The sequence below is a fragment of the Streptomyces tibetensis genome (genome assembly GCF_007655005.1).
GTDB classification, from domain to species: Bacteria; Actinomycetota; Actinomycetes; order Streptomycetales; family Streptomycetaceae; genus Streptomyces; species Streptomyces tibetensis.
On sequence record NZ_SZVW01000016.1, the window covers coordinates 149,503 to 164,001 of the forward strand.

General features: G+C 70.0%; 9 protein-coding genes and 3 pseudogenes. 6 read left to right on the top strand and 6 right to left on the bottom strand.

Annotation, left to right across the window (positions count from 1 at the left end; all coding sequences use genetic code 11):
• Positions 1 to 97 precede the first annotated feature (97 nt).
• From FDO69_RS27000 to FDO69_RS27010, 3 genes are all read right to left on the bottom strand, one after another.
• The gene (locus FDO69_RS27000; protein WP_104782539.1) at positions 98 to 2,227 is read right to left on the bottom strand and encodes a RodZ family helix-turn-helix domain-containing protein; all 2,130 of its coding nucleotides are present in this window, start codon (positions 2,225 to 2,227) and stop codon (positions 98 to 100) included.
• Between the two features lie 398 nt (positions 2,228 to 2,625).
• A complete protein-coding gene (locus FDO69_RS27005) occupies positions 2,626 to 3,150 on the bottom strand; it encodes a hypothetical protein (RefSeq protein WP_104782542.1) in 525 nt (174 codons plus the stop codon).
• 315 nt (positions 3,151 to 3,465) lie between these two features.
• On the bottom strand, positions 3,466 to 3,954 hold the full coding sequence (locus tag FDO69_RS27010; protein ID WP_104782545.1) for a TetR/AcrR family transcriptional regulator: 489 nt from the start codon (positions 3,952 to 3,954) through the stop codon (positions 3,466 to 3,468).
• 259 nt (positions 3,955 to 4,213) lie between these two features.
• On the opposite strand from FDO69_RS27010, the gene msrA reads away from it, so the two are divergent.
• The 3 genes and pseudogenes from msrA to FDO69_RS27025 all read left to right on the top strand — a co-directional run bounded on the left by msrA (position 4,214) and on the right by FDO69_RS27025 (position 6,618).
• A complete protein-coding gene (msrA, locus tag FDO69_RS27015) occupies positions 4,214 to 4,723 on the top strand; it encodes a peptide-methionine (S)-S-oxide reductase MsrA (RefSeq protein ID WP_104782547.1) in 510 nt (169 codons plus the stop codon).
• Between the two features lie 161 nt (positions 4,724 to 4,884).
• Positions 4,885 to 6,326 (top strand): annotated as a pseudogene (locus FDO69_RS27020) (aldehyde dehydrogenase).
• A gap of 100 nt (positions 6,327 to 6,426) precedes the next feature.
• Entirely contained in the window at positions 6,427 to 6,618 is a 192-nt protein-coding gene (locus FDO69_RS27025) for a hypothetical protein (RefSeq protein ID WP_104782550.1), read from the top strand.
• A gap of 257 nt (positions 6,619 to 6,875) precedes the next feature.
• Here the strand turns inward: FDO69_RS27025 and FDO69_RS27030 are convergent.
• Together FDO69_RS27030 and FDO69_RS27035 are read right to left on the bottom strand one after the other, a co-directional pair.
• A pseudogene (locus FDO69_RS27030) lies at positions 6,876 to 8,505 on the bottom strand (ABC-F family ATP-binding cassette domain-containing protein).
• Between the two features lie 199 nt (positions 8,506 to 8,704).
• Positions 8,705 to 8,954 (bottom strand): annotated as a pseudogene (locus FDO69_RS27035) (ABC transporter ATP-binding protein); the annotation flags it as partial.
• A gap of 239 nt (positions 8,955 to 9,193) precedes the next feature.
• Between FDO69_RS27035 and rph the strand changes: the two are divergent.
• Positions 9,194 to 11,806, top strand: a complete 2,613-nt coding sequence (gene rph / locus FDO69_RS27040; protein WP_104782553.1) for a rifamycin-inactivating phosphotransferase — start codon at positions 9,194 to 9,196, stop codon at positions 11,804 to 11,806.
• Positions 11,807 to 11,929: 123 nt separating this feature from the next.
• Positions 11,930 to 12,094: a hypothetical protein gene (locus tag FDO69_RS41340; protein ID WP_159030652.1), complete on the top strand. Its 165-nt coding sequence runs from the start codon at positions 11,930 to 11,932 to the stop codon at positions 12,092 to 12,094.
• A 7-nt stretch (positions 12,095 to 12,101) separates the two neighbouring features.
• Here FDO69_RS41340 and FDO69_RS27045 read toward each other — a convergent pair whose 3' ends face one another.
• On the bottom strand, positions 12,102 to 13,064 hold the full coding sequence (locus tag FDO69_RS27045; RefSeq protein WP_234388123.1) for a GlxA family transcriptional regulator: 963 nt from the start codon (positions 13,062 to 13,064) through the stop codon (positions 12,102 to 12,104).
• Positions 13,065 to 13,162: 98 nt separating this feature from the next.
• Here FDO69_RS27045 and FDO69_RS27050 point away from each other — a divergent pair, with 98 nt between their 5' ends.
• Positions 13,163 to 14,473 carry an MFS transporter gene (locus tag FDO69_RS27050; RefSeq protein ID WP_104782556.1) on the top strand — a complete coding sequence of 437 codons (1,311 nt, stop codon included), beginning with the start codon at positions 13,163 to 13,165 and terminating at the stop codon, positions 14,471 to 14,473.
• Positions 14,474 to 14,499 lie beyond the last annotated feature (26 nt).

The window sequence follows — 14,499 nt, forward strand, 5'->3', positions numbered from 1 at the left end:
CGGTGTGCTCCACGGCCGAGGAGTGGGGTGGTTCGGGCCGGTCCTGGCCGCTACGGAGCGGCCAGGACCTTCGGTCGGTATGGGGTGGAGGCGCCGTTCAGCCGTCTGCGGTGTGCCCCACGGGGTCGGTGACGCCCGCGGGGACACGGGTTCGCGGTGCGGTGCCGGTGGCCGGGGCGGGTTCGGCCGCATTGCCGGTGGCCGGAGCTGTGGCGGAGGCCGGCAGGGTGAGGGCGAGCGGCGTACCCGTGGCGGGTGTCCATCCGGACGCGGCCCCGGCGTACGCCTCGCCGAACGCGGCCCCGGCGAGCGTGGTGCCGGTGGGCACGGTCGCGGTGACGGCCAGCCCGTTCGGCGCGTCGACGGTCACCGTGGTGCCGATGCGGTAGGCGGTGATCTCCCCGGCCCGAAGCGCGGCCTGCCAGTCGGCCCGCCGCCGGAGTTCGACGCCGATGTCCTTCATCCGCGGGTTCACCACGGGCGCGTTCTCGGCGAACAGTGCCTTGTAGCCGTCCAGGACGCCGTTGAGCACGGGGTAGGCGATGCGGTCCTCGGCCAGGTTCGACTGGTGGATGAAGTGCGGCTTGGGGTCGTTGGCCAGGACGTGCCCGAGAGCGATCCGGGTCTCCAGCGGGACGATGTGGTCGGCGTAACCGGTGGCGGGGGCGAGCGGCGCCGGCAGACAGGTGGTCGTGGCCGGGTTGTCCTCGCAGATGCCGCTGCCGCCCTGCGCGCGGCTGGTGTAGATCCAATTGTACTCGTCGACCTGCTCGGCCGCCCGGCCGGCGTTGTAGAAGACGTTCATCGGGTAGCGGGGCACGGTCGTGGCCGGACCGACCTGGCGCTGGGTGGGTTCACGGGAGTTGTCGGAGCCGAGCCAGGCGATGTCGTTGTCGTCTAGGGCGAGCGCCAGGTTGGGGTTGTCCTGGGGCTGCTGCGGCAGCACCTTCATGCCCGAGTGCTCGCCGGTGACCAACTCGTCGTTCACCAGGGGAAGTCCGGCTCTTTCGCCCCAGACACGGTTGGTGGCGATCTCGTCGGAGATGTCGTTGCGGCTCATCCAGCGGGTGCTGCCGTCGGCGTTGGTCGCGCACTTCCACGGCACTACGGTGGTGTCCTGCACGCAGCCGAGGAACGGGTGCGAGTAGGTGTGGTTGATCCAGCGGAACTCGCCCCGCCGTGCGATCAGCCGGTCGGCGAGCGGGTCGGCACCGTTGTGGTCCTCGCGGTGGTCGGCGCTGCCGGCGCCGTTGTAGGCGAAGTCGAGGGTGAACCTCTTGTCGTTCTGCCAGTCGACGGCGTGGTCGACGTCGGCGGGCGTCATCCGGATCGGGTCGGGAGTAGCGCCGGGGTCCTGACAGTCGACGTCGCCGGGGGTGCAGTTGAGCTGGCTGTTCCAGCGGTCGTCGGCGGCGAACACGTCGTCCACGTGGACGGAGAAGTAGTTCCGTGAGGCGCCCAGGTGCACCCCGCCGGTCATCCACTCCACGATGCCGCGGGCCAGGAGCCGGAACTGCTGCTGGTACTGGTTGTAGACGAAGGTGACGACCAGCTCGCGCCGCCCGTCGTGCCGGTACTCGCCCACCAGCGTGCCCTTGGCCGTCTGCCCGGGGATCGCCGCCTCGACGTACGCGGTGAAGTCGGCCCCCGCCACGGGCTTGGACAGGTAGGCGTAACTCTCACCGATGGCCGGGTCGTTGTCCTCGAAGGGCACCGCCCCGTCGAGGTAGCCGAAGGGGCCGGATCTGCCGGCGGCGGTCACCTCCGCCCGCTTGCCGTCCATGCTGCCGGAGTAGCCCCCGTAGACCGGGTACTGCAGACCGGCTTCGGGACGCGCGTAGGTGTAGGCGTCGACCTGGGGAACGTCGTACTTCTGCTCGTACGCCGCGAGTGCCGCCATCTCGGAGGAGCCGGCCGGGAACGGGTTGTCGTTGGGCAGCACCACGGCCTGGAACTTGGCGCGTGGCCTGCCGTCGACGGTGTCCGCGAGGAAGTCGGCGTCGATCACGGCCCGGCCGGCCTGTGTGAGGTCGATGCGGGTGTACGGCGTTCCGGCCGCGGCCAGTTCGGCGGCTATCGCGTCGGTCGACGGGCCGCCGTCGCTCACCACCAGCACCCGCAGGTCGATGCGGGGCGTGGTGTCGGCATGCGCCGCGCCGGCCGGCAGGCCCAGTGCGGCGATGAGCGCACTCACCGTGAGCACGGTGGTGCGAAAGGTCCGCTTCATGCGGTGAGGTCCCCTCCCCGGGCAGGGGTGAGCACGGCTCCTATGGAGCGGACACCCCCTTGCGTGCCGCCGGCGTCCCCCTCAGAAGCCAGTTCGTCACGCATCCGTTCGCGTCACATAGTGATGTCTGTGTGGAGATTTCGCGGTCATGTTGCGGAACATGACGGAAAAGCGCAGGTGTCGAACGGGGTGGTTCCGAAAGCGAAACGAGCCGTTCCGTGCTGCCGGGTGGGGCCGGGCCTGGTGGGCTCCAGGGCCCGGCGTGCTGGTCCGGGCCCTGTGCGGCGCACCGGCGGGCCTGTGGGGCCCGCCGGTCGGAGTGCCAGTGGTCCAGACCGGCGCAGGTGCCCGGACAGCGAAACGTTCAGGTCACGGCCGCCGGCTCCCCGGACGGAGCGTCAGGAGCAGAGCACTCGGGTCACGGGCGTGTAGACCGGCCCGCCGCTGACGTTCGTGGAGTCGCTGAACTCGGCGTAGAAGTACGAGTAGAAGCCGATGTTGCCGTTGCAGCCGGAGTCGGGGGCGACGTCCAGGGTCAGGGTGACCGTGCGGCTCTGACCGGGCGGGATGGTGGCGCCGTAGTTGCCGCCGAGGTTGGCCGGGCCGGTGCCGGAGCAGGGGGCGGGGCCGTTCACGGTGGTCAGGCTGCACCCGGAGAAGCTGTACTTGAGGTCGGGGCGCTGCGTGGTCAGCCACGTCGGTTCGATCGTCTGGTACACGAACCAGACGTCGTAGGTGTTGTTGTTGGTGAGGGTCATCGACAGCTTGACCGAGCCGCCGGGTGTGGTGGTGGCGCTGTCGGTGGTGAAGGTCAGCTCCGCCGGCGCTGCCGCCGCACTCGCGCTGGGAGCCAGGCCGAACACGGCGAGGGCGAGGGCGAGGACGGCGCCGAGGCCGAAACGTCTCATCAGGGGTGATCGCATGGCCTGGGAGGCTAGGCAGGCGCCGGGCACACCGTCTGCCCCCTCGGGAAGGTGCGGCTCGCCACTCGGCCGGAAGTGTTCATGGCATGGGGAAGTCGTGTGGAAATCATGAAGACGTGATGGGTGTCGCGTTGTCCCAGGCAGTCGGTGCTTGCCGGGGCGGGTGGGCGGGCCGGGCCTGGCGGGGCGCTCTCCCGGCGGGAGGAGATGACATTGGCGCATATCGGATCCACCAGGCCGCTTTCTCTCCGGGGCTCGCCCTGAGATTCTCGGCCACCCGCCGGTTTCCGGCCTGTGCGTCACCGGCGAAGCCCGTCAGGACGCTCCGAGGCCGCGCAGCAACGTGTCGACCACGACGTCCGCCGCCTGCGCGGGGCTGAGATCGGGCATCTGCCGGGACACGAGGTGCATGAGCTGGGGCAGCAGCGCGCTCGCCCATCCCTGGGGAAGACCGGGACGCAGAAGTCCCTCGTCGGTGGCGCGTTCGAGGAAGGCGTCGACCTCGCGCACACAGGCGTCCCGGCGGGCGCGGACGCCGTCGTCGGCGAGCATGCGGGCGAGGTCGACCGGCCAGGTGCGGTTGACGGCGATGATGTTCTCGACGTAGCGGTGCAGGGCGACGGCGACCGGGGCCTCGCGCAGCCGGGCGTCCGCGATGGCGTGCTCGACGGCCGCCAGGCGGGATGCGTAGATCGCGGCAAGGAGGTCGTCGCGCGAGGCGAAGCGCCGGTAGACGGTGCGCCGGTCCACGCCCGCCTCGGTGGCGATGTTCGCGATGCTCGCGCCCGGGTCGGCGGCGAGCATGCGTGCTCCGGTCGTCAGAACTGCTTCCAGATTGCGTGCTGCGTCGGCTCTCACGTACCGAGTCTACGCCGCACGTGTGGAGCCTGTGATGCCTAACACCTCTCTCATGTGCACCTCGATCTCCTTACTGTCACATGGATGCGCCAGGTCATGCCCATGGCGCGCGGGATGAGCCGGCCGTGACAGCTCAGCTCGTCACCTGTCAAGATGGTGACTGTATGCGAGTGTGGACCGATACCGGCAAGAAAGGTGATGCGCCATGAGTGACGTCGAGGAGAGGGCGCTGCTGGCGGGTGGCTGCTTCTGGGGCATGCAGGAGCTGATCCGGTCGCTACCCGGAGTGATCCGCACTCGGGTCGGCTACAGCGGCGACGAGGACAAGCCCCACGCCACCTACCGTGACCACGGCAGGCACGCGGAGTCGATCGAGATCGTGTTCGACCCGACCGCTACGGACTACCGGGCGATCCTGGAGTTCTTCTTTCAGATTCACGACCCGACGACCCGGAACCGGCAGGGCAATGACATCGGTGAGAGCTACCGGTCCGCCGTCTTCTACCTCGACGACGAGCAGCAGCGCGTCGCACTGGACACCATCGCCGATGTCGAAGCGTCCGGCCTGTGGCCGGGCCCGGTGGTGACCGAGGTCGTGCCGGCCGGTGCGTTCTGGGAGGCCGAGCCGGAGCACCAGGACTACCTCCAGCGCTACCCGGAGGGGTACACCTGCCACTTCCCGCGTCCGAACTGGCGGCTGCCCAGGCGCGGTTGATTCTGCACGTCAGCGTGGCCGGTAAGGGTGTCGCCCTTACCGGCCATGCGTCGTTTATGGCACACGTATGCTGCCACCCTGCATACAAGTGCTACATTGAAGTGACAGATGACGTCGGCGGGCAGCGGCGGTGTCCGACTCTTCCGAAGGGAAAACAGGGCATGATCACGTACGACCGGCTGTTCATCGGCGGGGCCTGGGCGGAGCCCGGCAGCCCGGAGCTCCTCGCCATCAGCTCACCCCACGACCAGTCGGTGATCGGGCGCGCGGCCCAGGCGCAGCCGGTCGACGTGGACCGTGCGGTCGCGGCGGCGCGGATCTCGTTCGATGCGGGTGTGTGGCGTACGGCGCCGCCGCGACAGCGCATCTCCGTCCTGCGTCGGTTCAACGCGCTGCGCGAGGAGAACGCGGAGAAGGTGGCGCACCTGATCTCGTTGGAGAACGGCTCGGCGGGGTGGTTCACCCGGGCCGGACAGCCCGGCCTGACCCGGCAGGCCCATGCCTACCTCAAGGCGGCGGAGGAGTTCGGCTGGGAGGAGACCGTGGCGCCCTCCGATCCGGCGTCCCCGGTCCGCAGTGTGGTGCGCCGCGAGGCGGTCGGTGTCGTGGCCGCGGTGATCCCGTGGAACTCGCCGTTCTCCTCGGCCACGGCGAAGATCATCCCGGCCCTGCTCGCGGGCAACTCCGTCGTCCTCAAGGTGTCCCCGGAGAACTCGCTGAGCATGGGCTTCCTCGCCGAGCTGCTGGAGCGGGTGGACCTGCCCGAGGGTGTGATCAGCGTCCTGCCGGCGGACCGGGAGACCAGTGAGTACCTCGTGTCACACCGGGAGGTCGACAAGATCGCCTTCACCGGCTCGACGCGGGCGGGACGCCGCATCGCCTCGATCGCGGGTGAGCAACTCAAGCGCGTCAGTCTGGAGTTGGGCGGCAAGTCCGCGGCCGTCATCCTGCCGGACGCCGACATCGAGAAGGCGGTCGCGGGCCTGAAGTTCGGCTCCCTGCTCAACAACGGTGAGTCGTGCATCGCGCAGACCCGCGTCCTCGCCCCGCGCAGCCGCTACGAGGAGGTCGTGACCGCACTGAAGGCGCTGGTCGAGTCGCTGAAGGTGGGGGACCCTGGCGACCCCGACACCTTCATCGGCCCGATGATCCGCCCCGACCAGCAGGAGCGGGTACGCGCCTACATCCGGCTCGGCATCGAGGAGGGCGCCCGCTGGTCACCGGAGGCCCGCACATCCCCGAAGGCCTGGAGAAGGGCAACTACGTGACGCCCACGGTCTTCGCCGACGTCGACAACTCCATGCGCATCGCGCGGGAGGAGATCTTCGGCCCGGTCCTGGTCGTCATCGCCTACGACGACGAGGACGACGCCCTCCGCATCGCCAACGACTCCGAGTACGGGCTCTCCGGCGGCGTCTGGTCCGCCGACGAGGCCCACGCCCTGTCGGTCGCACGGCGCGTCCGCACCGGCACCGTCACGGTCAACGGGGCCTCGATCGGCTTCGACGGTCCCTTCGGTGGCTTCAAGGCCAGCGGCGTCGGGCGCGAGTACGGCGCGGTGGGCCTCGGGGCGTACACCGAGTACAAGACCATCACCGTCTGACGCACTCACGAGCCATGCGTCACCGTCTTGACCGGTGACGCGCAGGAGGGCATGCTGTTGTTCGTCCAAGGCGACAGTGTGATTCCGAGGGGGGCCGGTCATGGACAGCGAACCGACGAGGGACACCGCCGCGGCCGCACGGCAGGCGCGGTACGGCAAGCTCCCCGAGCGCATCCGCTTCGCCGACATGGCCGAAGAGGTGGCGGCCTCGCCGCGTGGTGGGGTGAACGCCTACGACCCCGAGGGCTCGTGGAAGTACTACTCGTGCCTCGCGCTCGACCTGGGCCTGTAGGCCCTGGCCGACCCGGCGTGCGCTGCCGGGAGTCGCCGCGGGACGGCCGCTCGTCAAGGCCCGGCGCACAGGCTGGCACCCGGGCGGCTGCAATGCCGCCCGGGTGCCGTGACGGGCCGGTGCATCACCTGAGCGCTGCGGGTCGCTTCGCTTCCCGGAAGTGACACCTCTGCACGGCAGGCAGCATCACCGCTTCAGGCGGTGCCGACCCCGCAGAGCGCGATCGTCACCCCGGCTCGGCGCCCGGTCCTCGGACCTCACTCATGATCCGGTTCCAGCCGCAACTCCCGGCCCTGCCACCGCCGGCGCAGCCAGCGATCGTGGCTGGCGACCACGATGGCCTCCGGGCCGTCGGTGCCCAGCGCCTCCTCCAGCTCGTCGCACAGCCGGGGGGAGAGGTGGTTGGTGGGTTCGTCGAGCGGCAGCAGGTGAGGCGGGCGGGCCACGAGCAGCGCCAGAGCCAGACGCCGGCGCTGGCCCACCGACAGCTGCCCGACGGCTTTGTCCAGGTCCATCTCGTGCCTCAGACCCAGCGAGCCGAGCGGCACCTTCTCCGCCCGCTCCGGGCCCACCGACAGCTCGTAGGTGTCCCGGACCGTGCGATCGAGCCGCTCGAACACGGTGTCCTGAGCGAGCAGTCCCACCGTCGGTCCGGGCCGCCTGCGCACCTCGCCCGCGGCCGAAAGCCGGCCGGCGAGTACGGCGAGCAACGTGGACTTGCCCGCCCCGTTGCCGCCCGTGACCAGCAGCCGGTCGGTCTCCGCCACCTCCAGTTCGTCCAGCACCAGCCGGCCGGCCACCCGTACGCCCTCCAGAGACACGAGAGGGCACTGCCTTTCCTCTGCCTGCGCGGCGAGTTCCCAGGCCGCGAAGCGCAGCGGGCGGGGCGGCTCCGGGACCTGCGCACGCTGCAGTTCCTCCAGCCGGCGGGTGGCGTTCCGTACACGACGGGAGATCTGGCTCTCGACCCGGCCCGCCCGGTGGCCGTAGCCCATCTTCTCGTTGTCGCGCGGCCCCCGGTCCGGGGCGACGCGGCGCGCGGTCACCCCCGCCGAGTGCCGAAGCTCCTTCAGTTCCTGCTGCTCCTCGGCGTACCGCCGCTCCCAGTGTTCTCGCTCGGCGCGCTTCTCGACCAGGTAGGCACTGTAGTTGCCGCCGTAGCGGACCGGGCCGTCCACCGCGGGATCGAGGTCGATCACGTCGGTGCAGACGGCGTCCAGGAACGCACGGTCGTGACTGGCGAGCACCACGGCACCGGGGAGGCCGCGCAGCTGTTCCTCCAGGAACGCGGCGGCGCTGTCGTCGAGATGGTTGGTCGGCTCGTCCAGCAGCAACGCCGGGGGCCGCCGCACCAGCAGCGCAGCCAGGGCCAGCCTGCCGCGCTGCCCGCCCGAGAGCGAACCGAGCGGACGGTCGTGCCCGAACGCGCCGAGCCCGAGGCCCTCCAGCACCAGGGCGGCACGACGGTCGGCGTCCCAGGACTCGCGGTCCTGTGCCTGCTCCAACCGCCTGCCGTAGGCGCTGAGGAGTTCCTGGTGGGCCGGCTCGCCCTCCGGGAGGCGGCCGAGTTCTTCGCCGAGCCGTTCCAGCTCCGAGAGGTCCTCGCGGGCCTCACGCAGAGCTTCGTCCAGCACGGCTGCGATGGTCGAACCGGCGTCGAACGGCATCTCCTGTTGGAGGAAGCCGAGGCCGTCCGGGCGGGAGACGCTTCCCGTCGGGTTCGTCCACACCGGCCAGCAGCCGCAGCAGGGTGGATTTGCCGACACCGTTCTCCCCGACGAGGCCGATCCGGTGGCCGGGGGACGCGGTCAGGCAGACGCCGTCGAGGACACGTCGCCCGTCGAGGGAGCGGACGAGTTCGTAAGCGAGCAGGGCATGCTGGAGCACAGGTCTCCGTCCAGGGTCATCGGTGGTAGGTCCGCCGGGCGCACGGCCGCGGACGCGGTCCACTGCACATGGCGACGGCTCACACCTCGCCAACCCCCCGTCTCCGTGAGCGTGCCGTCGGCCAGGCGCAGTCGCCGGTTCCCCCCGAACTCGGCGAGGAACCGCTCGTCGTGGCTGATCACCACGAAGGCACCCTGTACGCGGGCGAGCCGGGCGCGGGTGCGCTCCTCCATGTCCCAGTCGTCGCCGATGGTGGTGAAGTGCTCCTCGCTGACGCCCCCGGACTCGTCGGCGTCCAGGGCGCGGATGACGGCTGCGATGCCGAGCACTTCGGCGACGGTGAGGTCGCCGGTCAGGGGGAGGTCCTGCGGGAGGTGGCCCAGCGTCCCGTCGACCGCCAACGAGCCGCTGCCGGGCTTGAGTTCACCGACGATCAGTTTGAGCAGCGTGTACAGCCGCTTCGCCGGAAACGGACACGTTCCAGCGGGGCCCCGAAAAGCGCGAAGGCAAGGAGATCTCTCCTTGCCTCTCCTAAGTTATAGCGCACCGGGGGGCTTGCGGCAAGGCCCCCGCTCTGTCGCAGAATCGTCGACCGAAGTCACTACCTGCGGAAACGGGGACACGAGGTGCGTGTGTCGGAGATTGGGACGGGCTCGACCATGGATGCGGCAGAGCAGGAGGTATCGCGATGACCGAGCGGTACGTGCTGGATCTCCGTGACGTCGACGAGACGCACCTCGCGATCGTCGGCGGCAAGGGTGCCCACCTGGGCACGCTTGCGCGGATCGAGGGCATCAGTGTGCCGGGCGGCTTCTGCGTGACCACGGACGCCTTCCGACGGATCGTGGCGCGGTCGCCGTCGATCGAGAGTCTGCTGGATCAGCTGTCGCGTTCGAACCCGGACGACCGGGAGACGATCGGCACGCTCAGCGCGCAGATCCGCCGGACCATCGAAGAGACAGCCGTCCCGGACGACCTCGCGTCAGAGATCACCCGGGCCGTCGCCCGGCTCGGTGAGCAAGTCGCCTGCGCCGTCCGATCCAGCGCGACGGCGGAGGACCTGCCGACGGCCTCCTTCGCCGGCCAGCAGGACACGTACCTCAACGTCGTGGGGCCGACGGAGGTCCTCCGGCATGTCAGCCGGTGCTGGGCCTCCCTCTTCACAGAGCGGGCCGTGACCTACCGTCAGCGAAACGACATCGACCACCGCATGGTCGACATGGCCGTGGTCGTGCAGCGGATGGTCTTCCCGCATGCGTCCGGCATCCTCTTCACGGCCGACCCCGTCACGGGCAACCGGAAGGTGGCCACCGTGGACGCGGGCTTCGGCCTCGGCGAAGCCCTGGTCTCCGGCCTGGTCAACCCGGACGTCTACAAGGTGCGCCAGGGCGAGGTCGTCGAGAGGACGGTCGCCGCCAAGCAGCTTGCCGTTCACGCCCTGCCGGACGGCGGAACGCAGCAGGTGGCGGTCGACGCGCAGCGGCAGCAGGAGCCGGCGCTGACGGATGCGCAGGTCGTGCAGCTCGTTCAGCTCGGGCGGCGGATCGAGGAGCACTTCGGCCGCCCCCAGGACATCGAATGGTGCCTCGTCGATGACGGCTTCCAGATGGTCCAGAGCCGGCCGATCACCACGCTCTTCCCCATCCCCGAGACCGACGATCAGGCCAACCACGTCTACGTCTCCGTCGGCCATCAGCAGATGATGACCGACCCCATGAAGCCCCTGGGGCTCTCCGTGTGGAAGCTGACGGCCATGGCCCCGATGACCGACGCCGGCGGCAGGCTGTTCGTCGACGCCACCCGGGCCCTGTCCTCGCCCGCGAGCCGCGCCGGCCTCCTGGACCTCGTGGGGAGGGGCGACCCCCTGACCAGGGACGCGCTGGAAACCGTCCTGGAGCGCGACGACTTCGTCCCCTCGCTCCCGGACCCGGACCCGAAAGCGGCTCCCGGCGGCCCGCGGGCCGGTGGTGGCGCACCCACCCCGATCGAGACCGATCCGGCCGTCGTCACCGGGCTGATCGAGCGCAACCGGGAGTCGATCGCCGCCCTGCGGCGCGACATCGGTACGAAAACCGGGCCGGCTCTGTTCGACTTCCTGGTGGAGGCCTTCGAGGAGCACAAGCGAGTGCTCACCGATCCGCTGAGCATCCAGGCGATCATGGCGGGCATGGAGGCCACCTGGTGGCTCAACGACAAGCTGCAGGAATGGCTGGGGGAGAAGAACGCGGCTGACACCCTGACGTTGTCCGCGCCCGACAACGTCACGTCCGAGATGGGACTGGAGCTGCTCGACGTCGCGGACGCGATCCGCCCCCACGCGCAGGTGGTTCAGTTCCTGCAGAACGCCGGCGGCGACGGCTTCCTGGACGAGTTGCCGAAGCTGGCCGGCGGCACCGAGGCGCGCGACGCCATCGAGGCCTACCTCGACCGGTACGGCATGCGCTGTGCCGGCGAGATCGACATCACGAGGCCCCGTTGGCGAGAGCGCCCCAGCACGCTCGTGCCGGCGATCCTCGACAACGTCAGGAACTTCGAACCGGGCGCCGCCCGACGGCGCTTCGAGCAGGGCCGGCAGGAGGCGTGGAAGAAGGAGCAGGACGTACTGTCACGGCTGCGGGCCCTGCCCGACGGGGAGAGCAAAGCCGACGAGACCAAGCGGATGATCGACCGGGTGCGCACCTTCATCGGGTACCGCGAGTACCCGAAGTACGGCATCGTCAGCCGCTACTTCGTCTACAAGCAAGCCCTGCTGGGGGAGGCCGACCGTCTCGTGCAGGCCGGGGTGCTCGCCGACAGGGAGGACATCTTCTACCTCACGTTCCAGGAACTCCACGACGTCGTCCGCTCGCAGCACGTCGACGACCAGCTCATCGAGCAGCGCAAGGAGGCGTTCCGGACGTACCACGCGCTCACACCGCCCCGGGTCCTCACCTCGGAGGGCGAGGCCGTCAACGGGGCGTACCGGCGCGATGACGTGCCGCCCGGTGCCCTGATCGGCCTGCCGGTTTCCGGAGGGACCATCGAGGGGCGGGCCCGTGTCATTCTCGACATGGCACAAGCCGATCTCGAGGCGGGCGACATCCTGGTCACGGCTTTCACGGACCCCAGTTGGTCGCCGCTGTTCGTCGGCATCGCGGGCCTGGTGACGGAGGTGGGCGGCCTGATGACCCATGGCGCGGTGATCGCACGCGAGTACGGCTTGCCGGCTGTCGTGGGCGTGAACCAGGCCACCGAGCTGATCCGTGACGGGCAGCGGATCCGGGTCCACGGAAGCGACGGCTACGTCGAGATCCTGTCCTGACAGCACCACCGGACAGTGAGAGCTGCTGCCGTGAGGTACCGGCCGGCTCTTGCCCTGCAGGATGCGCCCTTCCCCGGCATGGGGGCGGGCGCATCCACCGCAATTTCGTGCAGTACCTCTGACATGCCGCAGACCGGCAAGCTGCTGTTGCACGGCTCGGGAGACCCGGCGATCCGCCGCTTCGAACCCCGGCAGCCGGACGACAGCAGCGAGTTCGGCAACCGGCGTGCGGTCTTCGCCGCCGACGACGAGCTCTGGCCGATGTCCAACTGGAACGAACAGGCGTGACGCGCCCTCACCTCCCTCCACGGAAGGTGTTGCGGTACGCGCGCGGTGACACGCCCAGAGCGTCACGGAAGTGCTGGCGCATCGCGGTGCCCGTGCCGAAGCCGGCCTCGGCCGCGATGCGGTCCACCGGCTCGTCCGTACGCTCCAGCAGCCTACGGGCGTACTGCAGGCGCTGCTGACCGAGCCACTGCATCGGAGGCACCCCGGTCTCCTGACGGAACCTGCGCGACAGCGTGCGTACGCTCGTCGCCGCCCGTCCCGCCAGGTCCTCCAGGGCCAGGGGCTCACCGAGGTGCTCCAGGGCCCAGGCACGGACCGCTGCGATGGAGCTGTCGTCGGATTCCGGTACGGGACGGTCGATGTACTGGGCCTGGCCACCTTCGCGGTGCGGAGGGACCACGGTGCCGCGGGCGACGGTGTTGGCGATGTCGGCGCCGTGGTCGCTGCGGATCATGTGCAGGCACAGATCGATCCCGGCAGCGACCCCCGCGGAGGTCAGAACTCCGCGGTCGTCGGTGTACAGCACATCGGGGTCCACCTCGATCTCCGGGTAAAGGGCTGCGAGTTCCGGGCAGGACTTCCAGTGCGTCGTGGCCCTGCGCCCCGCCAGACGGCCGGCCGCCGCCAGCACGAACGACCCGGTGCAGATGGATGCCAGACGCGCCGTTTCCGGCACTTCCTCAAGGGCGGCCCGTACCGGCGGACTCAGCTGACCCCGCCGCTGGGGACGGTAGTCCTCGACTGCGGCGGGCACGATGACCGTGTCCGCCCGGCGCAGTGCCCGCGGTCCCAGCGGCACGTTGACGGTGAAGTCGGCCTCCGTGGATATCTCACCCGGCTCCGCCGCGCAGGTCACCACCGCATACAGCGGCCGGCCGGCGGCATCCACCGCAGTGCCGAACAGCCGGTGCACGATCCCGAGTTCCATGGGCAGCAACCCGGAACGAACCAGGACAGCGACCGTGTGCACCCCTTCATTTTCGTTACTGACCATCATGACCAGATTCTTTCACTACGTGTCCAAACGGCCAGTGGTTTCGGGCGTCCCTCGCCCTCGACGATGAAGACATGCATGAGACAACCGGCCATCACACCAAGGATTCCGGGCGCCGCGCCTGGTGGGTAGCCGCCGTCGCCGGGACGGCGATCATCGTCGCCGGCGCCTTCTCCACCATGCCGGGCCTTCTGCAGGACCCCCTGCGGCAGGAGTTCCACTGGTCCCGGGGATCCATAGGCCTGGCCGCCTCGGTCAACATGGTCCTGTACGGACTCACGGCTCCCTACGCCGCCGCCCTGATGGACCGGTTCGGCATCCGCCGCGTCGTCGTCGCCGCGCTCGGGACGGTGGCCGCGGGAGCAGTGCTCACCACCGCGATGCACGCCGCCTGGCAGTTCACCCTCTTCTGGGGCCTGCTCGTCGGCCTGGGCACCGGGTCACTGTCGATGACCCTCGGCACCACCGTCACCAACCGCTGGTTCACCACCCACCGCGGCCTGGTGACGGGCATCCTCTCCTCCGGCAGCGTCCTCGGCCAGATGGTCTTCCTGCCTGCCCTGTCATGGACCATCGACCGCTACGACTGGCGGCCCGCCCTCGTCAGCCTCGCCCTCGCAGCCGTGGCGATCAGCCCACTGGTCCACCTCGTACTGCGCGACCACCCCGCCGACCTGGGACGGCGTCCCTACGGCAGCGACACCTTCGTCCCGCGGCCCGAGCCTGCCCCCGGCGCCGCCCGCCGCACCCTGACCGTGCTGAGCCGCGCCGCCCGGACCGCTCCTTTCTGGCTGCTCGCGGGCGCGTTCGCCGTCTGCGGCGCATCCACCAACGGCATCATGTGGACCCACTTCACCCCTGCTGCCCACGACCACGGCATGTCTGTCACCACAGCGTCGACCCTGCTGGCATTCATCGGCGTCTTCAACGTGGTCGGCACGATCGCCTCCGGATGGCTCACCGACCGGATGGACCCCCGTCGGCTCCTCGCCGTCTACTTCCTCCTGCGCGGCCTGCTCATGGTCGCCCTGCCGCTGACGATGACGGCCACGGTCAACGTGCCCATGCTGATCTTCGTGGTGGCCTTCGGCCTGCTCGATCTGGCGACCGTGCCACCGGTCATCGCCCTGTGCCGGACCTTCTACGGAGACGACAGTGCCATCGTCTTCGGCTGGACCAGCGCAGCACACCAGGTCGGCGCCGCATCGGCGTCCTTCCTCGGGGGTGTCGCCCGCGACACGTTCGGCAGCTACGACCCCGTCTGGCTCGCCCTTGGTGCGGCCTGCGCGGCCGCAGCGCTGCTGCCCCTGGTCATCCGTCACCACCCCACGACCTCTGCCGACGCCGACCAGAGGGCATACGCCACATCGGCCACGCGGCTGTGACGGCGACAGCGAGGTCGTCGACACCG

Coding starts and splice junctions, on each gene's coding strand:
- FDO69_RS27000 (WP_104782539.1), bottom strand. CDS start 2,227: ATGAAGCGGACCTTTCGCACCACCGTGCTCACGGTGAGTGCGCTCATC.
- FDO69_RS27005 (WP_104782542.1), bottom strand. CDS start 3,150: ATGCGATCACCCCTGATGAGACGTTTCGGCCTCGGCGCCGTCCTCGCC.
- FDO69_RS27010 (WP_104782545.1), bottom strand. CDS start 3,954: ATGCTCGCCGCCGACCCGGGCGCGAGCATCGCGAACATCGCCACCGAG.
- msrA (WP_104782547.1), top strand. CDS start 4,214: ATGAGTGACGTCGAGGAGAGGGCGCTGCTGGCGGGTGGCTGCTTCTGG.
- FDO69_RS27025 (WP_104782550.1), top strand. CDS start 6,427: ATGGACAGCGAACCGACGAGGGACACCGCCGCGGCCGCACGGCAGGCG.
- rph (WP_104782553.1), top strand. CDS start 9,194: ATGACCGAGCGGTACGTGCTGGATCTCCGTGACGTCGACGAGACGCAC.
- FDO69_RS41340 (WP_159030652.1), top strand. CDS start 11,930: ATGCCGCAGACCGGCAAGCTGCTGTTGCACGGCTCGGGAGACCCGGCG.
- FDO69_RS27050 (WP_104782556.1), top strand. CDS start 13,163: ATGCATGAGACAACCGGCCATCACACCAAGGATTCCGGGCGCCGCGCC.